General features: G+C 52.0%; 22 protein-coding genes. 16 read left to right on the forward strand and 6 right to left on the reverse strand.

What is annotated here, in order from left to right; translation table 11 throughout:
- Nucleotides 1-3 precede the first annotated feature (3 nt).
- The 9 genes from murG (at nucleotide 4) to LI114_RS03180 (ending at nucleotide 8,877) form a co-directional block, all read left to right on the forward strand.
- Complete coding sequence (gene murG / locus LI114_RS03140) at nucleotides 4-1,149, forward strand: undecaprenyldiphospho-muramoylpentapeptide beta-N-acetylglucosaminyltransferase (RefSeq protein WP_227219263.1); 1,146 nt, start codon at nucleotides 4-6, stop codon at nucleotides 1,147-1,149.
- A gap of 34 nt (nucleotides 1,150-1,183) precedes the next feature.
- Complete coding sequence (locus tag LI114_RS03145; protein WP_227219265.1) at nucleotides 1,184-2,044, forward strand: hypothetical protein; 861 nt, start codon at nucleotides 1,184-1,186, stop codon at nucleotides 2,042-2,044.
- Nucleotides 2,045-2,109: 65 nt separating this feature from the next.
- The gene (murA, locus tag LI114_RS03150) at nucleotides 2,110-3,372 is read left to right on the forward strand and encodes a UDP-N-acetylglucosamine 1-carboxyvinyltransferase (protein WP_227219267.1); all 1,263 of its coding nucleotides are present in this window, start codon (nucleotides 2,110-2,112) and stop codon (nucleotides 3,370-3,372) included.
- Nucleotides 3,373-3,388: 16 nt separating this feature from the next.
- Nucleotides 3,389-4,495, forward strand: a complete 1,107-nt coding sequence (locus LI114_RS03155) for a cell division protein FtsQ/DivIB (protein ID WP_227219270.1) — start codon at nucleotides 3,389-3,391, stop codon at nucleotides 4,493-4,495.
- Between the two features lie 233 nt (nucleotides 4,496-4,728).
- Nucleotides 4,729-5,853 (forward strand): cell division protein FtsZ, encoded by a 1,125-nt coding sequence (ftsZ, locus tag LI114_RS03160; RefSeq protein WP_227219272.1) that lies wholly within the window; start codon nucleotides 4,729-4,731, stop codon nucleotides 5,851-5,853.
- A 288-nt stretch (nucleotides 5,854-6,141) separates the two neighbouring features.
- Entirely contained in the window at nucleotides 6,142-7,134 is a 993-nt protein-coding gene (locus LI114_RS03165) for a hypothetical protein (protein ID WP_227219274.1), read from the forward strand.
- A 6-nt stretch (nucleotides 7,135-7,140) separates the two neighbouring features.
- On the forward strand, nucleotides 7,141-7,698 hold the full coding sequence (locus tag LI114_RS03170; RefSeq protein WP_227219276.1) for a Fe-S-containing hydro-lyase: 558 nt from the start codon (nucleotides 7,141-7,143) through the stop codon (nucleotides 7,696-7,698).
- Nucleotides 7,699-7,901: 203 nt separating this feature from the next.
- Complete coding sequence (locus tag LI114_RS03175) at nucleotides 7,902-8,462, forward strand: RNA polymerase sigma factor (protein ID WP_022127651.1); 561 nt, start codon at nucleotides 7,902-7,904, stop codon at nucleotides 8,460-8,462.
- Nucleotides 8,463-8,598: 136 nt separating this feature from the next.
- On the forward strand, nucleotides 8,599-8,877 hold the full coding sequence (locus tag LI114_RS03180) for a zinc-ribbon domain containing protein (RefSeq protein ID WP_022127650.1): 279 nt from the start codon (nucleotides 8,599-8,601) through the stop codon (nucleotides 8,875-8,877).
- 118 nt (nucleotides 8,878-8,995) lie between these two features.
- On the opposite strand, the gene LI114_RS03185 is transcribed toward LI114_RS03180, so the two are convergent.
- The 6 genes from LI114_RS03185 to potA all read right to left on the reverse strand — a co-directional run bounded on the left by LI114_RS03185 (nucleotide 8,996) and on the right by potA (nucleotide 17,373).
- On the reverse strand, nucleotides 8,996-10,261 hold the full coding sequence (locus LI114_RS03185; protein ID WP_227219278.1) for a 2-hydroxyacyl-CoA dehydratase: 1,266 nt from the start codon (nucleotides 10,259-10,261) through the stop codon (nucleotides 8,996-8,998).
- 5 nt (nucleotides 10,262-10,266) lie between these two features.
- A complete protein-coding gene (locus tag LI114_RS03190; protein WP_022127648.1) occupies nucleotides 10,267-13,233 on the reverse strand; it encodes an acyl-CoA dehydratase activase-related protein in 2,967 nt (988 codons plus the stop codon).
- A gap of 158 nt (nucleotides 13,234-13,391) precedes the next feature.
- On the reverse strand, nucleotides 13,392-14,684 hold the full coding sequence (locus tag LI114_RS03195) for an ABC transporter substrate-binding protein (protein ID WP_227219280.1): 1,293 nt from the start codon (nucleotides 14,682-14,684) through the stop codon (nucleotides 13,392-13,394).
- Between the two features lie 20 nt (nucleotides 14,685-14,704).
- Nucleotides 14,705-15,493, reverse strand: a complete 789-nt coding sequence (locus LI114_RS03200; protein WP_227219282.1) for an ABC transporter permease — start codon at nucleotides 15,491-15,493, stop codon at nucleotides 14,705-14,707.
- A 13-nt stretch (nucleotides 15,494-15,506) separates the two neighbouring features.
- Nucleotides 15,507-16,313 carry an ABC transporter permease gene (locus tag LI114_RS03205; RefSeq protein ID WP_022127645.1) on the reverse strand — a complete coding sequence of 269 codons (807 nt, stop codon included), beginning with the start codon at nucleotides 16,311-16,313 and terminating at the stop codon, nucleotides 15,507-15,509.
- A gap of 7 nt (nucleotides 16,314-16,320) precedes the next feature.
- The gene (potA, locus tag LI114_RS03210; protein ID WP_227219284.1) at nucleotides 16,321-17,373 is read right to left on the reverse strand and encodes a spermidine/putrescine ABC transporter ATP-binding protein; all 1,053 of its coding nucleotides are present in this window, start codon (nucleotides 17,371-17,373) and stop codon (nucleotides 16,321-16,323) included.
- A gap of 613 nt (nucleotides 17,374-17,986) precedes the next feature.
- Between potA and LI114_RS03215 the strand changes: the two genes are divergently transcribed.
- The 7 genes from LI114_RS03215 (at nucleotide 17,987) to LI114_RS03245 (ending at nucleotide 25,982) form a co-directional block, all read left to right on the forward strand.
- Nucleotides 17,987-18,565 carry a VanZ family protein gene (locus LI114_RS03215; RefSeq protein ID WP_227219286.1) on the forward strand — a complete coding sequence of 193 codons (579 nt, stop codon included), beginning with the start codon at nucleotides 17,987-17,989 and terminating at the stop codon, nucleotides 18,563-18,565.
- Between the two features lie 170 nt (nucleotides 18,566-18,735).
- The gene (gene nifS / locus LI114_RS03220; protein WP_227219288.1) at nucleotides 18,736-19,947 is read left to right on the forward strand and encodes a cysteine desulfurase NifS; all 1,212 of its coding nucleotides are present in this window, start codon (nucleotides 18,736-18,738) and stop codon (nucleotides 19,945-19,947) included.
- 59 nt (nucleotides 19,948-20,006) lie between these two features.
- Complete coding sequence (gene nifU / locus LI114_RS03225) at nucleotides 20,007-20,441, forward strand: Fe-S cluster assembly scaffold protein NifU (RefSeq protein ID WP_022127641.1); 435 nt, start codon at nucleotides 20,007-20,009, stop codon at nucleotides 20,439-20,441.
- A 6-nt stretch (nucleotides 20,442-20,447) separates the two neighbouring features.
- Nucleotides 20,448-20,885 (forward strand): ribonuclease HI, encoded by a 438-nt coding sequence (gene rnhA / locus LI114_RS03230; protein WP_022127640.1) that lies wholly within the window; start codon nucleotides 20,448-20,450, stop codon nucleotides 20,883-20,885.
- Nucleotides 20,886-21,003: 118 nt separating this feature from the next.
- Nucleotides 21,004-23,196, forward strand: coding sequence for an alpha-galactosidase (locus LI114_RS03235; protein WP_227219289.1), 2,193 nt, complete (start codon nucleotides 21,004-21,006; stop codon nucleotides 23,194-23,196).
- 104 nt (nucleotides 23,197-23,300) lie between these two features.
- On the forward strand, nucleotides 23,301-23,672 hold the full coding sequence (locus LI114_RS03240) for a PAS domain-containing protein (protein WP_227219291.1): 372 nt from the start codon (nucleotides 23,301-23,303) through the stop codon (nucleotides 23,670-23,672).
- A gap of 24 nt (nucleotides 23,673-23,696) precedes the next feature.
- Nucleotides 23,697-25,982 (forward strand): sialidase family protein, encoded by a 2,286-nt coding sequence (locus LI114_RS03245; protein WP_227219293.1) that lies wholly within the window; start codon nucleotides 23,697-23,699, stop codon nucleotides 25,980-25,982.
- Nucleotides 25,983-26,005: the final 23 nt, after the last annotated feature.

The following is a 26,005-nucleotide window of genomic DNA, read 5'->3' on the forward strand; positions in this document are numbered from 1 at the left end:
ATAATGCTAAGAGTTCTGCTTGCAGGCGGCGGCACGGCGGGTCATGTAAACCCCGCGCTCGCCATCGCAGAGATAATAAAAAAACACCACCCCGAAGCGGAGTTTGCCTTTGCGGGCAACCCCGAAAAGCTTGAGGCAAAGCTTGTGCCGCAGGCGGGCTACAAATTTTACCCGATACAGGTAGAGGGCTTTCAGCGAAAGCTCAATAAGAAAAATATCAAGCGCAATCTGCACGCGCTGAAATGCCTTACCAAGACCACCTCGCGCAGCCGCGAGATAATCGGCGATTTCAAGCCCGATCTGGTTATCGGCACGGGCGGCTACGTTGCGGGGCCGGTGGTGAGAACGGCGGCTAAGATGGGCATACTCACCGCTATCCACGAGCAAAACGCCTACCCCGGCGTTACCAACAAGCTGCTCTCGAAGTACGCCGATAAGGTCATGCTCACGGTAGAGGAAGCAAAGCAGTATCTTGACCCTAAGATAGAGTACACCGTTACGGGTCTGCCCGTGCGTTCCGGATTTTCGACTATCACAAAAGAGCAGGCGCGCCGCGAGCTGGGCTTTGATAACGACACCGTTTGCATACTCTCTACGGGCGGAAGTTTGGGCGCGGGCGCGATAAATTCCGCCGTGCTCGACCTCATAGCATGGTACAAATCTGAGGGCGTTACCGTAAACCATATACATTCTTACGGCGGCAACGGCAAGTCTACCCAGTTTGAAAAATGCCTAGCCGATAAGGGCGTGACGCTGGAGGGCAACCCGCACCTTATGGTAAAAGAATACATCAACAATATGCCTACCTGCATGGCGGCGGCAGACCTAGTTATCTCGCGCTGCGGCGCGAACGCGCTTACCGAGCTTGAGGCTATGGGACGCGGCTCGATACTCGTGCCTTCGCCGATAGTTGCGGGCAACCACCAGTATTACAACGGCATGGTGCTGCAAAAGGCGGGCGCGGCGATAGTTATAGAGCAGAAAGATTTTACATCTGAAAAGCTGATAAGCATTGTGAAAGAGCTGCTCGCCGACCGCGAAAAGCTCGCTGCGCTCTCAGAAAACGCAGCGCGCATATACATTAAAGATACCGATGACAGGATATATTCGGCGCTAGCACCGCTTATCGAAAAGGCGGCGAGCAAGTAAAGTCAGTATCGTATTTGAAAGGGAAGTTTAAGATATGGCAAGAAAACCATCTATGGATTCTATAAAGACCCCCGACCTTAATAATCTTGACGAAAACCAGACAAAAGTTCTCAATACCTTCGACCGCTACACTAGGGCGGAGGATTATTCGGGAAAGGTGCGCGCTGATTTTGACAGGGCGCAGCACGTTAAAGATTTTGAGCTGAAATCAAAGGAAGAGCCGGAGGAAGAAAACGGCGAGAAGCTCTCGGAAGAATTTACCGCGCGGCGCAATAACCCGCAGGCTGAGAGTACGCTGAACAAGGGTGTAAAGGTTCGTGGAAAATACGTTGCGCGCAAAAAGCTCATCACGGCGGCTATATGTATTGTCGCGGCGATAGTACTGGTAATGTTCTTCGCCCCGCCGATATTTAACGCAGTTGACGGCGAAAGCGGCTGCCGCAGCGAGGATATTTTCGCGAAAACAGGCGCTACACAGTACCGCTCCGACATTATGACGAACCGCTACGTTTACAATATCGAGGCGCTTTCGAGCGACAAGAGCAGCAGCTACCGCATTTGCACGATAGCTTTTAAGGCGAAAAACTTCACGCCTTTTGAGATGACCGCCGAGGATTACGTTATAGCGAACGGCGGCGATTTCAGCTCGCACATAGTTTATTCCACATACGTCGGCGATTCTAACGTTATACCGCCTTTCAGCACCAAAGATGTAAAGATAGAGGTGCTTATAAATAAGGACGGCTTGGACGACAAGCAGTTCGACGACGCCATAACTTCGCTGCATCTGAGAACTAGCGGCACTAAGAAAAAGATAGGCAAGCACATAAGCATACCTACCATACCCGCGTGGTTCAGCGTTTCAGACGTTATAACCTTCGACCCCGACGCCTGACGCTATACACCGAAAGACAGTCTTTTGCATATTATAAAGCATATTGACATTGCGAGGTGTGAGATATGCAAAAGCTGAAAATAGAGGGCGGGGGCAGGCTGAGCGGCGAGCTGGAGATACAGGGCGCAAAAAACAGCGTTCTGCCCCTGCTGAGCGCCTGCGTGCTGGTGAACGGCGAAGTGCGGCTGAAAAGATGTCCCTCGCTCTCAGACGTTTACTCCGCTATGCGGATACTGAGCAGCTTGGGATGTAAATGCAGGCGCAGCGCGGCGGGCGAGGTGTACATAGATACGCGCGGGCTGGAAAGCACCGCCGTTTCCGACTCGCTGATGCGTCAGATGCGCTCTTCGATAATCTTTCTGGGCGCGCTGCTGGGCAGGGCGGGGGAGTGCACGCTGAGTTTCCCCGGCGGCTGCGAGCTTGGCCCGCGGCCTATCGACCTGCATCTTTCCGCGCTGAGGCAGCTCGGTGCGAAGATAACTGAGGAGCACGGCGCGCTGATATGCCGCAGTGCGAACGGGCTTCGCGGCACACAGATAGACCTTTCGTTCCCATCGGTGGGGGCGACTGAGAACATCATGCTTGCCGCCGTGTGCGCAAAGGGCGAAACGGTGATCTCAAACGCCGCGCGCGAGCCTGAGATATGCGACCTTGCCGACTTCCTCAACCTATGCGGCGCTAAGATACGCGGCGCAGGCAGCCAGCGGATAGTGGTAGAGGGAGTACCGCGCGAGAACCTGCACGGCTGTGAATTTGAGGTGATGCCAGACAGGATAGCGGCTGTGACGTATATGTGCGCGGCGGCGGCTACCGGCGGCGAAGTCAGCCTGCACGGCGCGCGTATGGGCGACATAGAAGCGGTGGTAAATCTGCTGCGGCAGGCGGGGTGCAGGATATGCGCCTGCGGCGACGGCGTGTGCTTAGCGGCAAACGGACGGCTGAAAGCTGTGCGCACTGTGAGAACGCAGCCCTACCCCGGTTTCCCGACTGACGCGCAGGCTATCGTGATGGCATGCATGGCGAAAGCGCGCGGCACGGGGATATTTGTAGAAGAAATTTTTGAAAACAGATTTCGCCACGTTGACGAGCTGACGCGCATGGGCGCGGACATCAAGACAGAGGGACGCGTGGCGGTGGTCAGCGGGGTGGAGCGGCTTTACGGAGCGAGCGTTTCAGCACCCGACCTGCGCGGCGGCGCGGCACTATGCGTGGCGGCAGCGGCTGCGGAGGGCGTGAGCGAGATAGCGAACGTAGAGCTGATAGACCGCGGCTACGAATCAATAGAAAAGGCGCTTTGCGCACTGGGCGCGAAGGCTGAAAGGGAATGAAAAGGAAAGTAAAGATATGCAGGATAGCAGAGATAACGAAAGGAAAAATTATCCGCCGCCGACGGCGTATATGTCGCCCGCGGCGCACCACAGAAAAAGAACGGGCGTGCTGAACCTGTACCTTACGCTGGGTGTTTCGATAGCGGCGGCGCTTGCCGCACTGCTGAGTGTGAACGTATTTTTCGGGCTTAACGCGCAGAACATACAGGTCAGCGGCACCGACCTCTACACCGCCGAGCAGATACAGTTCGTCGGCGGAATGGCAGATGGGCAGAACCTCATAAGGCTAAATACCGACTTCATAGCAAACAGGCTGAAAAAAAGCTTAGTGTATGTTGACGACGTTACGGTAGAAAAGCACTACCCCGACTCGCTCAGCGTGACGATAACGCAGGCGAAGGAAGCGGCGGATATAAAGACTAAGAGCGGCTGGTGCACGGTATCGCAGTCGGGCAGGGTGCTTTCGGCAAACCCCGAGCGCGTGAATACGAAGCTGCCCGAGGTAGTGGGCTACGAGCTGAAAAGCGAAACGGCGGGCGACAAAGCCGAGTCAACCGACGCGCAAAAGACCGAGATACTCGGCGACCTTTTCGACCGCATGAACAGCCTCGGCATGAAAAATATCAAAAAGATCGACATCACCGACCGCACGGATATAAAGCTGAATTACGACAACAGGATAGAGATACAGCTCGGCAGCTCGGTAGACCTTGACATAAAGCTGACCTACATAAAGACGGTGCTGGATAAGGGACTGCCCGAAAGCTACGAGGGCACGCTGCGCTACAACGGTATCGACAGCGGTATCTCGGCTATACCTAAGCAGGCAGACGTTCCCAGCAAGACCTCGAGCAAGGCGGACAGCTCAAGCAGCGCAGACAGCTCGGCAGCAGAAGCTTACGCCGACGGTACTGCAAGCTCGGCGGACAGCAGCACCGATACCACTACCGACAATGGCTGGGGTTACGGCGACCAGTACGATCAGAACTACGATACCGGCTACGATCAGGGCAATCAGGACTACACCGATCAGAACTGGGGCTACGACAACGGCGACGGATATTCCTACGATTACGACGACGGCGGTTACAGCGACGATACGGGCGTAAATTACGGATATTGACAATGGAAAAATGCACAATTGGCAGTTAGAAAATCGGCGGTGAATTGTGAGAAACGTAAAAATTTTGCGACATTGTACTTTTGCGCTTTACATTTATCAGAATTTGTGATAATATAAAAGTATAACTATTATTGTGCTCATTTTTGGACAGTTGCGTCCACATAAAGCGCGGAGATAAAGCTTTTCGGCGCACAATACAAAGTAAAAATGCAGTTGGCAGGAGGATGTTGAACATGGCATACGAATATGTTGAAGCACCTATCGAGGGTGCAAAGATCAAAGTGATCGGCGTTGGCGGCGGCGGCGGAAACGCGCTAAACTGCATTGCCGATACAGGTATAGTTGGAAACGTTGATTACATAGCGATCAACACCGATATACAGGCTCTGAAAAATTCCAAAGCTCCCGAGAAGATACAGATAGGTTCGAAGCTTACTCACGGTTTGGGCGCAGGCGCAAAGCCCGAAGTTGGCGAAGCGAGCGCTAAGGAGAGCCAGGACGAGATAACCGAAGCTATCAAGGACGCAGACATGGTATTCATCACCGCAGGCATGGGCGGCGGTACCGGCACAGGCGCAGCCCCAGTAGTTGCACAGATAGCTCACGATATGGATAAGCTTACCATCGCTGTAGTTACCAAGCCTTTCAAATTTGAAGGCGCTAAGAAGATGGAAAAGGCCGAAAAGGGTATTGCTCAGCTGCTCGAAAACGTTGACGCGCTCATCGTTATCCCTAACCAGAACCTGCTTGCAAGCGGTCAGAAGCTCACCATGCGCCAGTCGTATGCGCTTGCTGATGAGGTGCTCAAGACCGATGTTATCTCCATTGCCGAGATAATCACAAGACACGACGATATAAATGTTGACTTTGCCGACATTACTACTATTATAAAGAACGCAGGCTACGCTCACATGGCTATCGGCCACGCACAGGGCAAGGATAAGGTAGCCGAGGTAGTAGCTCAGGTTATCAAGAGCGACCTGCTTGAGACTGCTATTGCCGGCGCTAAGAGACTGCTCGTAAACATCACTATGAGCGAGGACATCGTAGTAGACGAGATCGACGAGCTGACCAACGCCATCACTGAGGCTGTTGACGAGGACGCTGAGATTATCTTCGGTAACGGCTATGACAGCGAGATGAAGGACGAGGTTTACGTTACCGTTATCGCTGCTGATTTTGACGGCGCTGCTTCCAAAAAGGCTGCTGCACAGAATGCCGCTAAGGCTGCCGCACCCGCTGAGAACGCTGCTGACGACAAGAAGGCGAACGCTGAGGCTATGAGCAGAGCAGGCGTGAAGGCTGCTGATAATCCTACTTACTACGACGATATTTTCAATATCTTCAAGAATAAGTAATATTTATCAAAGAAATTATTGTGATGAGAAGCGTTTCGAAAATATTTCGGAACGCTTCTATTTTATGAATATTTTGTTATTTGATTTTGTACATTTTCACAAAAACGTTTGAAATATATTTAACATCTTTACAATAGTTACAACCATAGTTGATTTAAACAAAAATATTTGCATGGATTTGTGTAAAGCGATGAAGTTTCGTAAATTTAAGTTTTATGGTTGAAAAAAATAGCAAAGTATAGTATAATTAAAGTATGTAATCTACTACTTTCTTAGGAGGAATACAAAATGGCTAACAATGGTTATTTAAGGACCGTCCGTATGGGCGGATTTGACAAGCAGGACGTACTTGCTTATGTAGATGATCTTAACTCGAAGATCTACAACCTCGAGAACAAGGTCAAAGATCTGGAAGAAACTAACGAGCGCCTCGAGCTGGCTAGCGAAAACGGCGGTTCAAGCAATTTTGAGGGCAAGGAAGAGCTCGAGAAAAAGGTAGAAGAGGCTAAGAATAAGGTAGCAGAGCTGATGGCTTCCACCGATTCTATGACTATGCGTATAGCCGACTATGAGCAGCAGATCACCGAAAAGGACGCTACCATAGCTGAGCAGAACGAGCAGATAGAAGACCTCAAAGAAAAGCTTGAAAAGGCTGAGAAGGAAGCTGCAAGCGCAGGCGGAGCAGCACCCGCATTCGACCTCGGAAGCGTATTCATCGAGGCTCAGAACACCGCTAATAAGGTAGTTACCGAGGCTAAGAAGGCTGCTAAGCAGATGACCGACGAGGCCGAAGTACAGGCTAACCAGATAATCGACGACGCTAACGCACAGGCTGAGGCTGCTGTATCCAAGGCTCAGAACGAGGCTACTCAGACTCTCCAGACCGCTGCTGCTAGCGCTGAATCTATGACCGCTGCCGCTAAGGCTGAGGTAGACGCTATCACTTCTTCCGCCAGAAAGGAAGCTGACGAGGTAACATCTACCGCTAAGGCTGAGGCTGAGAAGATGACATCTGACGCAAGCGCTAAGGCTTACAAGGTTACCACCGAGGCTGAGGCTAAGGCTGCTAAGATGATCGAGGACGCTAAGAACGAGACCGCTAACATCCGTGCTAAGTCTGAAGACCTCAGAAACGGCGTAAAGACCGAGTTCGAGAGCCTCAACGGCACTGTTTCCAAACTTCTCTCGCAGCTTAACGAGCTCAGCACTGAGAGCATGAGAATGGCTTCCGCCGCAAGAGATCTCGTAGACGAGGGTCTTGATCTGGTAGATGGCGAATAATTACATATGAGCGAGATCATAAAACTGCGCACCGAACAGCTGAGGGAGTACGCTCCCAAGCTGCACGCGGGCGATAAGATACTGCTGACGGGTACAGTGTACACATCGCGCGACGCGGCTCATAAGCGTATAACGGCTCTGCTGGACAGCGGCGAACCGGTACCTTATGACATGAAAGACGCGGTGATATACTACGCCGGCCCTACCCCCTCGCCGGAGGGCAAGCCGATAGGCTCGTGCGGGCCGACCACCAGCGGCAGAATGGATAGATTTGCACCCCGCTTTCTCGACCTCGGTCTTGTTGCGATGATCGGCAAGGGCGAGCGCTCAGAAGAGGTTTGCGAGGCTATCGTGAGAAACGGCGCGGTGTACCTCTGCGCTGTAGGCGGCTGCGGCGCGCTGGCGGCAAGCAGGATAAAGTCCTGCGAGGTCATAGCTTTTGAAGACCTGGGCTGCGAGTCGGTAAAGCGCCTTTACGTCGAAGATTTCCCGCTGGTAGTCACTATTGATTGCAGCGGCGGAAATGTCTTTAAGACAGGCAGAGCGGAATACGCCGAAATATAAGCAAATACTGAGGAATATGGGCAGGCAGCCTGTATTCCTCTTTTTGTATTGCCTTTTTGTACAAATTTCGCGCGGCAATCTGTAAAATGTTACAAAAATACTGACTTTTTAAATAAATATTGAAATTTGCTTGACTTTTTTTTTCACTTGTGTTATTCTATTATTATGGCATTTTATAATGCGTTGGTTACGGAGGCGTTGGTTTGAGTTCAGAGCAGCAGAAAACACAGTTCGGCGAGTACAGCGATGAAGAGCTTGCCGCGCTCGCGAAGCAGAGCACTGAGGCGGCGGGCGAACTGACAAAGAGGTTTTTTGCGCCGATACGCGCGGCTGCGGTCGCGATAGACCAGCAGATCTCTGACGACCTGCTGCAAGAGGGTCTGCTGGCTATGCTCTCAGCCGTTGGCAGTTTTGACGAAAAGCGCGGCAGTCTGCGGGCGTATGTTATGACCTGCGCGCGAAACCGTATGCTTTCAGCCGTGCGCCGAAACAAACCGCTGGGCGGCGATTACGATGGCTCTGAAGAGCTTGAGGACAAGACCGAGCCTGCTGCGGACGATGGCGCTATGGAGCTTTTTCGTGAGCTGTATGAGGCTATGGAGCGGCAGCTTACCGAGCGCGAGAGGGGCGTGCTGACCGCGTATATGACGGGTATGAGCTACGCCGAGATAGCGCAGTCGCTCGAGATAACGGAAAAAGCAGTCGATAACGCAATGCAGAGGGCGCGCCGCAAGCTCAGAAAAGAATTTGGCAGGCAGCCGTAAATGTCACGAAATATGCGCTTTTGCTTAGTAAGCGCGGCGACAGCCGTAGAGCCGGTGCAATTCCGGCGTGGCGCAAAGCTATTTATTTACGTTGGGCTAGGGGTACGCCCTAATTGCCGGAAAGGTTAGGTTTATCATGTACGAAGACAAGACATTAGTATGCAAGGACTGCGGAAACGAGTTCGTATTCACAGCAGGCGAGCAGGAATTTTACGCTGAAAAAGGTTTTGTGAACGAGCCGCAGAGATGCAAGGCTTGCCGCGACGCTCGTAAGCAGGGCGGAGCAAGGGGAGAAAAGCAGATGTTTACCGCTGTATGCGCTTCCTGCGGCGGCGAAGCTAAAGTTCCTTTCAAGCCCAGAGAGGACAGACCTGTATATTGCAGTGAGTGCTTTGCAAAAATGAGAGAAAATTGATCCGACTAAAACACGCTTTGTGCCGCTTGGTATAAACTATATTTTATTTGAGATGAATTTGCTAAAAAAAGACAGACCTTTTTGCGGGTCTGTCTTTTATTTTTGCAGTGATTCGGTTTTACTTTTTTGCGTTGGCGAGCATAAGCTTTATGCGGTTCTCCTGATTTACCTTTGTAGCGCCGGGGTCGTAGTCGATGGCGACTATGTTTGCGTTGGGGTAAGCTTCTTTGATAACGCGGCTCATGCCCTTTGCCACAATGTGGTTTGGCAGGCAGCCAAAGGGCTGGGTGCAGATTATATTCTCCGTGCCGGTCTCGGCGAGCGCTGCCATTTCGGCGGTTATCAGCCAGCCTTCGCCCATCTTCACGCCCTGATTCATGTACTTGTCGGCGCAGGCGCGCAGGTGCTCGAAATCGTGCGGCGGGAAAAATTCGCCCTGCTCTTCGATCATCTTGATCTGCTCGCGCTGGAATTTGTAAAGCACATCGTAGCCGATCTTGTATGCGGCGGTGCGGGGCGTCTGCTTATCGTAAAGGCGCGCGTCGTTTATGAGGTCGGAAGCGCAGTACAGCACGAAATCCAGCAGACCCGGCACGTTCGGCTCGCAGCCCTCAGACATAAGGAAGTTATTGAGGTCGTTGTTCGCGAGCGGCGAATATTTAACGTATATCTCGCCGACAATGCCCACGCGCGGCTTTTTCTCCTTAGTGCGCGGCAGTGCGGCGAAATCTTTCAGCATAGCGCGGTAGATGGACTTTGTGTTCATAAACTGCGTTTTCGTGCCCATAAGCTTGCCTATGCGGTGCTGCCAGCGCGCGAGAAGCTGGTCGGTGCTGTTTTTGTTGATCTCGTAAGGCTTGCACTGATTGTACAGCAGCATCAGCATATCGCCGTAAAGCACGCAGTAGATCAGCCTTGTGATTATCGGTATGGTCATGGGGAACGCGGGGTTCGGCTCCAGTCCGCTGAAATTCAGCGAGAGCACGGGAACCTGCGGGAACTGCGTCGATATAGCCTTGCGGATGAGGTAGATGTAGTTTGAAGCACGGCAGCCGCCGCCCGTCTGGGAGATGAGCAGGGCGACCTTGTTTACGTCGTACTTGCCGCTTTTCAGCGCGTCCATGTACTGGCCGATGACGAGCAGCGCGGGGTAGCAGGTGTCGTTGTGGGTGTTTTTCAGTCCCTCGTCTACTACGTTGCGGCTGGTATTTGTCAGCAGCTCCATTTTGTAGCCGAAGTGCTCGTATGCCTTGATTATAAGGTTAAAGTGTATCGGCAGCATATCGGGTATGAGTATCGTGTAGTCTTTCTTCATATCCTCGGTAAAGGTAGTGTGCTTTACGCGGTCGGAATACTGCTTCTGCTGTTTTGGCTGTTTGCTCATTATGCTTACACTTCCTTTCCGTTTTTCGCGGCGTCTTTTTCTTCAAGCGCCGCCGCGAGCGAGCGCAGGCGTATCTTAGCCGCGCCCAGATTGGTTATCTCGTCGATCTTTAGCTGAGTGTAAAGCTTTCCGTGCTCCTCGAGTATAGCGCGAACTTCGTCGGTGGTAACGGCGTCGATGCCGCAGCCGAATGATACGAGCTGTACTAGCTGCATATCGTCGTTTTCGCAAACGTACTCTGCCGCGCGGTAAAGTCTTGCGTGGTATGTCCACTGGTTGAGTACGTCGAGAGGCGGGCAGTCTACCAGATTTGCCACGCTGTCCTCGGTGACTACCGCGAAGCCCAGCGAGGCTATCAGCTTGTGTATTCCATGGTTTATCTCGCGGTCGATGTGGTAAGGTCTGCCCGCGAGCACGATTATTTTTTGACCCTTGCTGCGCGCGTCGGCGATTATCTCTAGGGCTTTCTGCTCGTTGGCGCGCTTGTAGCGCAGCTGCTCGGAGTAAGCCTTGTTCAGCACGCCGAGCACCTGCTTTTCTTTTATGCCGTATGAGCGCAGCGCCGCGGCTACGTTCTTGGCTGTATTTTTCTTGAAGTTTATATCGAGGTAGGGGGTTATGAAATTGCTGCTGTTTAAGTCGGGGATATTCGCTTTCAGCAGCTCGGGGTAGTAGGCTACTACGGGGCAGTTGTAGTGGTTATCCGCCTGACCCTCGTCGATATTGTAGCTCATGCAGGGGTAGAAGATAAAGTCTACGCCCTTATCGAGCAGGTTGAGTATATGTCCGTGCGCGAGCTTAGCGGGGTAGCATACGGTGTCAGAGGGTATGGTCTGCTGACCGCGGTAGTATGTATCGCGCGAGGATTCGTCTGAGAGAACTACCTCAAAGCCCAGCTCGGTGAGCATGGTGTGGAAGAAAGGCAGCATATCGTAATAGCTCAGCGCCATAGGTATGCCTACCCGCGCGATGGGCTTGCCGTGCGGCTTTTTCTCGCCGTAGGCTTCCAGCTGCTCGAGCTTGTATTCGTACATATTCTCCGTTTTGTTGGCAAGCTTTATGCCCGCGCCCTTTTCGCAGCGGTTGCCCGAAACGAAGCGGTGGCCGTCGCTGAAACGGATTATAGTGAGGTTACAGTGGGCTGTACAGCCGCCGCACTGCGCCGACATAGAGTTGTACGCAAAATCGCGAAGCTGGTCGAGGGTAAGTATAGAAGAAGTGCGCTGCGGCTCGGCTTTGGTCTTTTCCATAGCGAAGATCGCGCAGCCGAAAGCGCCCATCAGTCCTGCTATCGCGGGGCGGATAACGTTTCTGCCAAGCTCCATCTCAAACGAGCGCAATACGGCGTCGTTTAAGAACGTACCGCCCTGTACTACTATGTTCTTGCCCAGCTCGTCGATGGATTTAGCGCGGATAACTTTGTACACCGCGTTCTTGATTATCGAGGAGGAAAGTCCCGCCGATATGTCTTCTACCGAAGCGCCGTCCTTCTGCGCCTGTTTTACGGAAGAGTTCATGAATACCGTGCAGCGCGAGCCTAGCTCTACGGGGGCTTTTGCGAAAAGTCCGAGGTTCGCGAAGTCGGCTATCTCATAGCCCATAGCCTGCGCGAATGTCTGTATGAAAGAGCCGCAGCCCGAGGAGCATGCCTCGTTCAGCATGATGCTGTCTATCGCGTTGTTCTTTATCTTGAAGCACTTTATGTCCTGACCGCCGATGTCGATGATGAAGTCAACGTCGGGGCAGAAGAAAGCCGCCGCCTTGTAGTGCGCTACTGTTTCTACTATGCCGAAGTCTACGCCCAAGCCCGCCTTTATGAGGTCTTCGCCGTAGCCCGTTACCGCCGAAGCTTTTATGTTCAGTCCGGGGTTCGCTATGCGGTAGATGTCCTCCAGTTTCGAGGCTATAATGTCGAGCGGCTGACCCTTGCTGGAGCAGTAGTGCTGATAAAGCAGCCTGCCGTCCGGCGTGATGAGGACCAGCTTCGTGGTGGTAGAGCCTGCGTCGATACCGAGGTACGCGTCGCCCGAGTAGGTCTTTATATCGGCGTACTTTAGGTCTGACTGCTTGTGGCGCGCCACAAATTCCTCGTACTCAGCGCGGTCTTTAAAGAGGGGAGTGCCCGTAACTATATTGTCTGCGGTCTTTGCGTTTATTATCTTATCCAGCGTTTCGTCGATGGTCATGGCTTCTGAAATGTCGTGCGCCTGAAGCGCGCAGCCGTAAGCCATGAAGCAGGGTGCGAGGTCGGGGAACACCGCGTGCTCAGCGTCGAGGTGCAGTGTTTCGGTAAACGCCTTTCTCAGACCCTTTAAGAACGAGAGAGGACCGCCGAGGAAGAGCACGTTGCCTGCTATCTTTCTGCCCTGCGCCAGTCCCGAAACGGTCTGGTCTACTACCGCTTGGAAAATCGAAGCGGCTATGTCCTCTTTCTTAGCGCCCTGATTGAGCAGCGGCTGAATATCGCTCTTCGCGAAAACGCCGCAGCGCGAAGCTATCGGGTAAAGGCGTGTGCTTTTCAGCGAGAGCCTATCCAGTTCGTCGGCGGTAACGCCTAAAAGCTGCGCCATCTGGTCGATGAAAGCGCCCGTACCGCCCGCGCAAGAGCCGTTCATGCGCTGTTCCACGCCGCCGGTGAGGAAGATTATCTTAGCGTCCTCGCCGCCCAGCTCTACCACTACGTCTGTAAGCGGGTAGCTCTTGTTTACGGCGACGAAAGCGGAGTATACCTCCTGCACGAACTCTATTCCGCTTGCCTGCGCTATGCCCAGACCTGCCGAGCCTGTGATGGCTGTGCGGAAGCGCTCGCCCTTGTACTTTTCGTTTATTATACGCAGCTGCTCGGCAACTGTTTCGCGCACTTTAGAGAAGTGGCGTTCGTATTTTGAATATATTATCTCGCCCTCTTTTAGTATCACGGTCTTTACCGTAGTAGAGCCTACGTCGATACCGAGGTCATATATAATGCTCATCTGTTTTTCTACCGATCCTTTCGCTGTATTTAAAACATTTATTCACATACTTATACTCAATAATTATAGCATATTTCACTCAAAAAGAAAAGCACTTTTTTGTGAAAAAAGTGCCGCATATTTTGAATTGTGTGCAAAAACATTTATACAACATCTTGTCAGAAAATGTCTTTTTTCTTTTTGATCTGCCGTCTTATCAGCACGAATATCGTCACGCCCAGGCAGAGTATCAGGAATATAGGCACGAGCCATGTGTTTTCGTTTTCAGCCTGCGCCGATTTCATCTCTGTCCAGAGGTCTTGCATCTGCTTGTTCGCTTTGTCGGAAAGATTTACGAACACGGTGGTGTGCTCGCTGATAAAATCTTGGTCGGGGTAGGATACGGGGTTATTCTTCACGTCCTCGTCCAGCATATCGTAAGCCGCTTGGTGCGGGGTGGAGTAGCAGATGTAGTCGATGTTCGCGTAGGCGACGTCCGGTTCGCACATGAAGTTTATATACATCTCGGCGGCTTCCTTCTGCTTCGCGCCCGCGGGTATGCACATAGCGTCGATGAAAAGGTTAGTGCCGCTCTTCGGTATCACGAAGCCTAAGTCCTCGTTCTCGTCGAGTATGGTCAGCGCGTCGCCCGCGTAGTAGGGGGCTATCAGCGCGTCGCCCGCGCCCATTTTGTCGAATATCTCGTCCATAACATAGCCCTGCACTACGTTTTTCTGCTCGGTAAGCTTTCTCGCCGCGTCGGCAAGCTCGTCGCTGTCCTCAGTGTTTATCGAGTAGCCCTGCATTATCTCGGCTATCGCGAAAGCGTCGCGCGGGTTGTCGAACATCAGTATTTGGTCTGAGTAGTCTTTGTTCCAAAGCAGATCCCAGTCTATCTCGTCCTTGGGCAGGTCTATCATAGTCTTGTCGTAGATTATGCCGACCGTTCCCCATGTATACGGTACAGAGTAGCTGTTTTCGGGGTCGTAAGCCATGTTGCGGAAATTATCCATGATGTACTTGAAATTCGGGATATTCTCGAAATCAAGCGGCTGCACCATGTTTTCCTTTATCATCTTGCTTATCATGTAGTCTGAGGGGATTATCACGTCGTAAGAAGCTCCGCCGCCTTTCAGCTTGGCGTAAAGCTCTTCGTTGGTGGCGTAGTTGGTGTAATTAACCTTTATGCCCGTTAGCTTTGTAAACTCTGAGTTTACGTCCAGCGTGCCCGCCTCAGCGCCCGTAGAGATGTATTCTCCCCAGTTGTAAACGTTTATGGAAATGCCCGCGTCTTTAAATTTTGTGTAATATTCGGGGTCGGAAACGGTGAGCGTCTGCGCTTCGGCAGTTTTCTCTTCTTCCTCAGTATCGGCAGAGGTATCCGCGCTGCCGCCGCAGCCCGAAAATGCGCTCGCCGCCAGCGCGGCAGCCATTATCAGCGCCGCGTATCTTGATATGCGTTTAAGTATCATAAAAAAGTCACTCCCCCCGCTCACGCTTTTTTAGCCTGCTTATTCTCAACGAAATTCTTGATGAGCAGGATTATCACAACTACCGCGAAGATTATCGCCGAAAGCGCGTTTATCTCGGGCGATACCTTGCGCCGCGTCATAGAGTAGATGGTTATGGGCAGCGTCTGCGAGGTAGAGCCGCTGGTGAAGTAGCTGATTACGAAATCGTCCAGCGAGTAGGTGAAAGCCATGAGAAAGCCGCTAACTACGCCCGGCATTATCTCGGGCAGCACTACTTTAAAGAACGCTTTCGCAGGCCCGCAGCCGAGGTCTTGCGCCGCTTCGTAAAGGTGGGGGTCCATCTGGCGGAATTTCGGCATGATGTTTAGTATAACGTAGGGCACGTCGAATGTGATGTGCGCTATTACCAGCGTCTGAAAGCCGAACTCTAAATTCATGCGCGCCGCGAAGAATACGAAGAGCAGCATAAGCGATACGCCCGTAACTATCTCTGGGTTGATTATCGGCATATTTGTGATGTTCATCACCATAGCTTTCGGCACACGGCGCATATTGTTTATGCCGATGGCGGCGAGTGTGCCGAGTATCGTGGAAACTATGCTCGCTATTACGGCTATTATTATAGTGTTTATCAGCGAGGAGATTATAATGTCGTTGTGTATCAGCTTGCGGTACCAGTCTAGCGTGAACCCGCTGAATACCGAGCGGCTCTTAGTTTCATTAAAAGAGAAAACTATCAGCACGAATATGGGAACGTAGAGGAACATAAGCACTGCGCCCAAGTAAATTTTTCCAAGTTTTTTCATCATATCCCGCCTGCCTTTACATAAGCACCTGATCGTCAGGGCTGAACTGGTTCATTATCGTCATTATCATAAGTATTATGACCATGAGCACCAGTGAGATAGCCGCGCCGAGGTTGGGGTTGTAGGAGTTTCCGAGAAACTGCATCTCTATAAGGTCGCCAATGAGCAGGTTAGAGCCGCCGCCCAGCATACGCGAGATTATGAAAGTAGATATAGCGGGTACGAATACCATAGTTATGCCCGAGGTTATTCCCGGCAGGCTCAGAGGAACTATTACTTTAAAAAGCACGTTCATAGAGCTGCAGCCGAGGTCTGAGGCTGCTTCCAGCACGCTTTTGTCTATCTTCTCCATTACCGAGTAGAGCGGCAGTATCATGAAAGGCAGGTAGTTGTACACCATGCCCAGCACCACCGCGCCGGAGGTGTTTATGAGCTTGTAAGGCCCTAAGCCGATAAGCCCCAGCAGGTGGTTGATTATGCCGTTGTTGCCCAGCAGGGTCATCCATGCGTATGTTCTCAGCAGAAAGTTCATCCACATAGGCAGCATTACTATCATCAGCATAGTGCCCTGCTTGTGTTTTTCCATGCGCGAGAGCAGGAAAGACACAGGGTAGGCCACCACTAAGCATATCGCCGTCGCGATCACCGAGAGCCATATCGAGCGCACGAATATATTTGCGTACTGTCCTACGTCTGAGATGTTTTTTATAGTAAACTTGCCCGCGTTGTCGGTAAGTGCGAAGTAGGCTACCATTATAAGCGGTACTACTATGAAAACCGCCATCCATACTAAGTATGGCGCGGCGAGTATTTTTTTCTTCATGATATTATCAATCTTCCTCCGCCGCAGTTTTTTTCATTATGTGTATATCGAATGGGTCGAAGGTCATGCCGACCATAGTGCCTACCTGCTCCGCTTTTGTAGAGTGTATCATCCATTTGTGGTCTACGCCGTCTACTATCATCTCGTAGTGCACGCCCTTGAATACTACCGATTCTACTATGCCCGTTAGCTTCGCGCCCTCGGCGGGGATAATCTTCACGTCCTCGGGGCGGATAACTACGTCTACCGTTTCGTTCGGCGAAAAGCCCTTGTCCACGCACTCAAAGCGCCTGCCGGTAAACTCTACCTCGCAGTCGCGCGGCATACAGCCGTTTATAATGTTGCTCTCGCCGATGAAGTCGGCTACGAAAGCGTTTATCGGCTCGTTGTAAATATCAGTCGGCGAGCCTATTTGCTGAATATGGCCGTTGTTCATTACAACAACCGTGTCGCTCATCGTCAGCGCTTCTTCCTGATCGTGGGTAACGTAAACGAAGGTAAGCTCCAGCGCCTGCTGTATACGGCGAAGCTCGGTCTGCATACCCTTGCGCAGCTTTAAGTCCAGCGCGCCGAGAGGCTCGTCCAGCAGCAGTACCTTCGGGTGATTTACCAGCGCACGCGCTATCGCCACGCGCTGCTGCTGACCGCCCGAAAGACGGTTTATAGAGCGCTTTTCAAAGCCCTTGAGGTTCACCAGCTCGAGCATTTCGCCCACGCGCTTTACTATCTCTTTCTGCGGCAGCTTTTTCACTCGCAGACCGAAAGCGATGTTTTCGTAAACGTTCAGGTGCGGGAAGAGGGCGTACCTCTGGAAAACGGTGTTTACGTTGCGCTTGTGCGGCGGCACGCCGTTTATCCTCTTGCCCTCAAACAAAACGTCGCCTTCGGTGGGGTCTAAAAATCCTGCGATTATGCGCAGGGTAGTGGTCTTGCCGCAGCCCGAAGGGCCGAGCAGCGTCACGAATTCCTTGTCCTTTATATCAAGGCTGATATTTTTGAGTATCCGCTCGCCGTCCTCAAAATCGACCACGATATTTTTTAAGCTGATAATATTCTCCATTAGGCATACATACCTTTCAACAAAATTCGGCAAAAAAACGCCGACATTTCAATTATATATTAACTATCCAAAAAAGTCAATAGAACTTGCCCTTGTAATATATTATTATGTATTATGCACACTAATTTTAAAAAAAGGCTTTTTCGACGGCATTTTTGAGCAAAAAAAGAGCCTCACACGGTGTGAGGCGAAAAATGAAATAAAATAAAACTATGTGTAGAACAAAAGAAAGGAGACAACAAAACGGATGTTAGTATCAAACATTGCTGTATGATTATCTTAACATCATGTATATTATATATCAAAAAACAAGATTCGTCAAGCAAATTACAGAATTTATATTTTTTATTCATACATTTTGGCGTTTTGCACAATTGGAGTGTGCTTCGGTTTAGCGATATTTCACCGATAAAATTAAAAATAACTTAAATAAGCGAAATATTAAACCATTAGCCGAAAAAGCGCGGAAAACGTTGATGATCGGCGGCATGATAGAAAATTATAAAATATAAAGATCTGAACTATTTTTCGCTCTGCGCTTGAAAAATCGACGAAAATATGATATACTTATGTTTATAGGGATATAGTAAAAAACAAGAAAGGAAAGCAGAAAATGATAAACAGCGAAGTGTTTTGGCAGGTGGTACGCGACCGTGCCCCGCGTTGGACCGGCGAGATATTCCTGATATTCGCCCTCACGGCGGTGCTGCTGATAATGGTCTGCTCGCTGCGGCGGCTGAGCCTGCGGCGCTCGGCGCTGGCGGTGGGCGTTTACACATACGTCTACAACGTCTTGGTGACAACGCTTTTCATGCGTGAGCAGTACCCATACTACCGCTATACGCTGCGGGTGGATTTTATTCGACAGATATTCGTGGAGCACAGTGCTTTCGCGGCGGCGGAGGGCTTGCTGAATTTCCTTATGCTGCTGCCGCTGGGGCTTGCGCTGCCGTTTTTCTTCAGGCGATACGCCGTAGCAAAGACCTGCGCGATAGGCGGCGGGCTGACGGTCTTCATAGAGGTTACTCAGCTCGCGGCGCGGCTGGGCGAGCTACAGGCGGACGACCTTATACTAAACTACGCGGGCTGTATGGCAGGGGCGTACATCTATGCCGCGATCTCGGCTATATACAAGCGCCGCAGGAAAAAAAGAACAGCAGAAAAAACCAATTGTTATAAAACACAGCAATAAGATAGGAATAATTTATTAAATATTCAGATTTGCTCTTGCATTTTATAGAAAAATGGTATATAATAAAGAGTGCAGAAGAAACAGATGAATATCTGTTCACCTGTAACAAGGTGATGCGCTTGAAAAAAGCGCTGTTGCCATAGAGAAAACTGAAAGGAATGATATAAATTATGGAAAAACGTTTTGTGTATGCTGATAACGCTGCTACCACCCGCGTTACCAAGAATGTACTTGACGTAATGCTGCCTTACTTTACAGAGGGCTACGGCAACGCTTCGAGCATTTACCAGCTCGGTATGGACGCTGCTAAGGCTGTGCTGGCTGCAAGAGAAAAAGTAGCCGCCGCTCTGGGCGCTAAGGTAAATGAGATATACTTTACGGCCGGCGGCTCTGAGTCGGACAACTGGGCTATAAAGGGCGCGGCTGAGCTGGGCGCTAAAAAGGGCAAGAAGCACATCATAACCACCGCGATAGAGCACCACGCTGTGCTGCATACCTGCGAGTACCTGGAAAAGCACGGCTTTGAGGTAACATATCTGCCCGTAGACGAATACGGCAGAGTTACCGCGCAGCAGGTGGCTGACGCTATCCGCGAGGATACCTGCCTGGTAACTATAATGTTCGCGAACAACGAGATCGGTACTATAATGCCTATCCCCGAGATCGGCGCTGTGTGCAAGGAAAAGAAGGTAATGTTCCACACCGACGCAGTACAGGCGGTAGGTCATGTAGAGATCGACGTAAAAGCTATGGATATAGATATGCTCTCACTTTCGGGTCACAAGATCCACGCACCAAAGGGCATCGGCGCACTTTATATGAGAAACGGCATAGCTCTGCCTAACCTCATCGCGGGCGGCGCACAGGAGCGCGGCAAGAGAGCGGGCACGGAGAACGTTCCCGGAATAGTAGGTCTGGCTGAGGCTATCACAACTGCCTGCGCCGATATTCCTGAAAAGACCGTTAGGATCTCCGCTCTGCGCGACAAGCTGATAGAGGGCATACTCAAGATACCGCAGACCCGTCTGAACGGCGACGCTAAGCAGCGCCTTGCAGGAAACGTGAACGTTTCTATCCGCGGAATAGAGGGCGAGAGCCTGCTGCTCATGCTCGACCTTAACGGCATATGCGCTTCTTCCGGCTCTGCCTGCACCTCCGGCTCGCTCGACCCATCGCACGTTCTGCTCGCGATAGGTCTGCCGCACGAGATAGCTCACGGCAGCCTGCGCCTTTCGCTCGGCGAGGACGCTACTGAAGAGGATGTTGACTATATCCTTTCGGTGCTGCCCGGCATAGTTGCCCGTCTGCGCTCTATGTCGCCCCTTTGGGAAAGAGTTTGCAAGAACGAAAATCTTAACCCCGACGGCACGCCTAAGGCATAACGGCGCTGTCGCAGGATAAAGCAACCATAAAAAATCCGTAAGTAAGGAGATCGTGAAATATGATTTACAGCGAAAAAGTTATGGATCACTTTGCCAACCCGAGAAACGTTGGCGAGATCGAAAATGCCGACGGCATTGGCGAAGTAGGCAATGCTAAGTGCGGCGACATCATGAAGATGTACCTTAAAATAGACAACGGCATAATCACCGACGCTAAGTTCAAAACCTTTGGCTGCGGCGCTGCCGTTGCTACCTCCTCTATGGCTACCGAGCTGATAAAGGGCAAGCCCGTAGAGGACGCGGTAAAGCTTACCAACAAGGCGGTTATAGAGGCCCTCGACGGACTTCCCCCTGCAAAGCTGCACTGCTCGGTGCTGGCTGAGCAGGCTACCAAGGCTGCACTTGCCGATTATTACCGCAAGAACGGCATCGACCCCGAACCTATACTCGGTAAATTTGCCGACTGCGAAGACTGCGAGAACTGCGGAGTTTAAGGGCGCATGAAGCAGGTAGAGATATTCACCGACGGCGCTTGCTCGGGAAATCCCGGGCCAGGCGGCTGGGGCGCTGTGCTGCGCTACGGCAGCGCTGAAAAAGAGCTTTCGGGCGGGGCGGCGGATACCACCAACAACCGCATGGAGCTTTCGGCGGTGATAGCCGCGCTTTCGGCGCTCAAAGAGCCTTGTAAGGTCACCCTCACCAGCGATTCCAAATACGTTATCGACGCGGTGACTAAGGGCTGGGCAAAAAAGTGGCAGGCGAACGGCTGGGTGAAGTCTGACAAAAAGCCTGCGCTGAACGCTGATCTTTGGGAAAAGCTGCTGGCGCTGCTCGAAAAGCACGATGTGCGTTTCGTGTGGGTAAAAGGCCACGCAGGCCACCCCGAGAACGAGCGCTGCGACCGACTGGCGGTAGAACAGTCGATGAAATACAAGTAATGACAGCCGTGCGGGAATGTTCAGTTTCTGCACGGCTTTTTTTACAAATTTGTATTGATTTTTTTGCCGCTTTGTGTTATAATGTATCTGATATTTTTAAGCGGAGGTATTATACTCTATGTCAGTTTTTTTTGATGAAAAAAATATGAGCTTCAAGCTTACTGCGGGCGAGAGCTGCTATATGCTCAAAGTCGCTCCCGGCGGCTATCTGGCTCACGTTTATTACGGCAAGGACCTGCCCGACGAAGACCTTTCTTATCTGCTTCGTCTGGACGAGAACCCTTTTACGCCTGAAACAAACGACCGCGATAAGGCTTGCTATATGGATACTCTGCCCTTTGAGTACCCCTGCTTCGGGCTGGGCGATTACCGCGAGCACGCTTTCTCGATAATGGATAAGAACGGCGCTTCTACCTGCGACCTGCGCTATAAGTCGCACAAGATCTATAAGGGCAAGCCCGCGCTGGAGGGTCTGCCTGCTACTTTCGCAAACACCCCCGAAGAGGCTGAAACGCTCGAGATAACTATGGAGGATAAGCCTGCGGGTCTTGAAGCAGACCTTATCTACACCGCGTTTGCGGGTCTGAACGCCATCGCGCGCTCGGTAGTTATCCGCAACGTTGGCGGCGATAACGTAAAGCTTACCCGCGTTTACTCCGCCTGCGTAGAGTTCGACGACGAGAAGATGGATATGATAACCCTAAACGGCTCTTGGGCACGCGAGCGCGCTATGGAACGCTGCCGCCTGCACGTCGGCAAGCAGATAATCGACTCTATGCGCGGCGAATCTTCGCACCAGAACAACCCCTTCACCGCTCTTTGCAGACACAATGCCGATGAGGACAGCGGCGAGGTATACGGCTTTAATTTCGTATACTCGGGCAACTTCGTTTCCGAAGCGGAAGTTACTCAGCACAGAAAGACCCGCTACCTGATGGGTATAAATTCCTGCGACTTTGAATGGCTGCTCGAGCCGGGCGAGAAATTCACCGCCCCCGAGGTCATCATGGTATACTCCGACGAAGGTCTGGGCAAGATGAGCCGCACCTTCCACGATCTTTACAGAAACAACCTTATCCGCGGCGAATACAAGGATAAGCGCCGCCCGATACTGATAAACAACTGGGAAGCCACCTACTTCAACTTCACCGCTGAAAAGCTGGTGCAGATAGCTGAGCAGGCTTCTAAACTGGGCATAGAGATGCTCGTAATGGACGACGGCTGGTTCGGTCACCGCGACGCCGATAACTCCTCGCTGGGCGACTGGTTCGTTTACGAAAAGAAGCTCGAGGGCGGTCTGAAAGCGCTCGTTGACAAGGTAAACGCGCTGGGCATGAAGTTCGGCATTTGGTTCGAGCCTGAGATGATCTCGCCCGACTCTGAGCTTTACAAGGCCCACCCCGATTGGGCTATACAGGTAAAGGGAAGAGAGCTTACACTCTGCCGCGAGCAGTATGTTCTCGACTATTCGCGTGAGGACGTTCGCGACTACGTTTACGGCATGATGAAGAAGATACTCGACAGCGCGAACATCGAGTACATAAAGTGGGATATGAACCGCCAGCTTACAGAAGTGGCCTCAAACAGCCTGCCTAAGGAGCGACAGAGAGAGCTTTGGCACAGATACGTTCTCGGAGTTTACGACCTTATGAACAGACTTACTGCCGATTATCCGCACCTGCTGCTTGAGAACTGCTCTGGCGGCGGCGCAAGATTTGACGCGGGTATGCTTTACTACTCGCCGCAGATCTGGTGCTCGGACGATACCGACGCCATCGAAAGACTGAAAATACAGTACGGCACATCTATGTGCTACCCCTGCTCGGCTATGGGCGCGCACGTTTCCGACTGCCCGAACCACACCGTTGGCAGAACTACGCCTTTCACCACCCGCGGCCATGTAGCTATGGTAGGTACTTTCGGCTACGAGCTTGACGTTACTAAGATACCCGAAGAGGACAGAAACGCTATCCCCGGTCAGATCGCCGAGTTCAACAAGTACAACAAGCTGGTGCGCACCGGCGACCATTACCGCATAGGCAATATGTTCGAGGACAACACTTGGGACGCTTGGATGTTCGTAGCTAAGGACAAGGGCGAGGCGCTCTTCGAGTTCGTACAGGTGCTCTCCCGTCCGAACGAGCGCTCGCGCAGGATAAAGCTCAAGGGCTTAGAGCCGAACGCTTACTACTACGAGGAATCCAACCCCGAAGTTAAGCTTTCGGGCGCGGCTCTTATGCAGTGCGGTATAAACATCACCTCGCTTTGGGGCGATTATCAGTCGAAGATACTGCACTTCATCAAGGCGTGATATACTGAATTAAAATTTCGCTGCATCTGTCAGAAAGGGCGGGCTGCGGCGAATTTTAAGGATAAAAATGTAAACGTTATCATTAAAACAGGAGGGTAACGGAAATGGATAATAATTACTTCAAAAGCGTTATCGACGCCGACGAAGCGCCCGTAGTTATCTGCGATCTAAGCCACACGGTGGTCTACATGAACCCCACGGCTGTAAAGAGGTACGAAAAACGCGGCGGCGCGGCGCTGATAGGCAGGTCGCTGATGGGCTGTCACAACGCCGACTCTAACAGTAAGATAGAGCGCGTGATAGCGTGGTTCAAAAAGGACCCCGCCAACAACAAGGTATACACTTTTCGCAATGAAAAGGAAAACAAGGACGTGTACATGATAGCCCTAAGAAACGACGGCGGTGAGCTGATAGGCTATTACGAAAAGCACGAGTACAGAAATATCGAGAGCATGGCGCTTTACGATATTGACTGAGCTGGACAAGGAGAATTTTAGCATATGAAGATGAAAAAGCTTGCGGCGCTGGTATGCGCTGCGGTGTTCGCGGCGGGCGTGCTTGGCGGCTGCGCGGGCAAGGATAAAAAGACCGACTCGGCTGCCGACGCTAAGACCATAAGCGCCGACGAATATTACAACGCTCAGCACGTAGATACGGGCTGGGAGTGGGGCAACGCCACGATAATGGCGGGCGGATTTATCCCGAACATTATCTACAACCCCACCGAAGAGGGCGTAGTTTACGCGCGTACCGATATGGGCGGCGCTTACAAGATCGACAAGGAAACGGGCAAGTGGAAGTGCATGACCGACTTCATCGGCGGCGACGACTGGAACTTGAACGGCGCCGAGAGCATCGCCACCGACCCCGTAGAGCCTAACCGCGTTTATATGGCGGCGGGCACATACACAAATTCGGCGGGCGCTATAATGGTTTCCGACGACTACGGCGAGAACTGGCTGAAGGTAGACGTAGATTTCCGCATGGGCGCGAACGAGGTCGGCAGAGGCTGTGGCGAAAGACTTCAGGTAGACCCCTGCGACAACAGCATTCTCTACTACGGCTCGCGCTCGGACGGACTTTTCAGATCCACCGATTATGGCAGGAGCTGGAATAAAGTTGAGAGTTTCCCGACCACGGGCGGCTACATCGAGGAAGGCTACTCTATCGGCATAACATGGGTGGCTTTCGATAAAAGCTCGGGCAGCAAGGGCAAAGCCTGCCAGACGATATTCGCTGGCGCGGCAAGACCTACGGGCAACGTCATCTTCCGCTCAGACGACGGCGGCGAGAGCTGGAGCGAGGTAGAGAACCCCTATTACGAAAAGCTGAAAAAGAACGAGGGCATGAAGCCTGTACAGGGCGAAGTTTCCTCCGACGGCTACCTCTACTGCACGTTCGGCGACAAGGCCGGTCCGAATAACGTAATGCGCGGCTCGGTGCAGAAATACTCCATCAAGGATAAAACTTGGGAAGAGATAACCCCCGACCTCAAATACACCTGCGGTTACAGCGGACTAAGCGTAAACCCCAACGACCCGAACATGATAGTAGTGACCACCCTCGACCTCTGGGCGGTAGTGGACAACATCTACACCAGCTTCGACGGCGGCAAGACTTGGACGGGCATATGGGACCCCGAAACGCAGAAAACCAATTACAACCTCGACATATCAGAGTGCAAATGGCTCGACTGGCAGGGTCAGCTAAAGCCGGGCTGGTGGATGACGGGCGTTTCGATAAACCCCTTCAATCCCGACGAGATAATGTACGGCACTGGCGCAACGGTATTCAAGACGGATAACCTCACAAAGTGCCAGAGCGAGCCGATAAACATTTCCGTGGCGGCTGAGGGCATAGAGCAGACGGCGATTTTCGACATAGTAGCGCCAAACGCCAACGATGAGAACGCCCCCGAGCTTTACTCTATCCTCGGCGACCTTTACGGCTTCAAGCACATGGACGTAAACAAAGCGCCTGAAGAGCATTTCGGCGACTTTAAGTCCACCTCCATCGACTGCGCTATGCTGGACTACAACATAGTCGTCCGCGCGACAGAGGAGGGCGACGCTACGCTTTATTACTCCACCGACGCCGCCGACACTTGGAACGAGATAAAGGGTCTGCCTGACGATAGCCTGAAAAAGACGGGCGGTCAGGTGAAGCTTTCGGCAGACGGCAAAACGCTGCTTTGGCAGCCGGGAGTTGCCGGCGCGAGCGCGTATATGACTAAGGACTGGGGCAAGACATGGACGGAGCTTGCCGACCTGCCGGGCGGCTGCACTATCGAAACCGATAAGGTCAACCCCGACCGCTACTACGCAGTATACGACGGCAGATTTTACATGACAGCCGACGGCGGAAAGAGCTGGAGCACCATCACGGAATTCCTGCTTTCAAACTTCACGCTAGAGGCTGCGGCGGATACTGAGGGCGACCTTTGGATAGGCGCGGGCAACGGCGGAGTTTACTATCTCGACGCTGACGGCGACGCACAGCTTACACGCGTATCTGATGCAGTGCAGGATTGCTCGGTGGTAACGCTCGGCAAGGCGGCTGACGGCGCGGACTACATGACTCTTTACATGATAGGCGAAGCGAACAACGAGGGTCACGGCGTGTATATGTCCACCGACAAGGGCGTTTCATGGAAGCGCATAAACGACGATACTGAAAAGTGGGGCAACGTAAAGAACGTTATGTCGGGCGACCCGAAGGTCTTTGGCAGAGTTTACATCGTTACCGACGGCAGAGGTATCATAATGGGAAATATCAAGAGCGAATAATTCGCCGCGATAAGCAAAAAATA

The sequence above is a fragment of the Ruminococcus sp. 210702-SL.1.03 genome (genome assembly GCF_020559915.1).
GTDB lineage: Bacteria > Bacillota > Clostridia > Oscillospirales > Ruminococcaceae > YE71.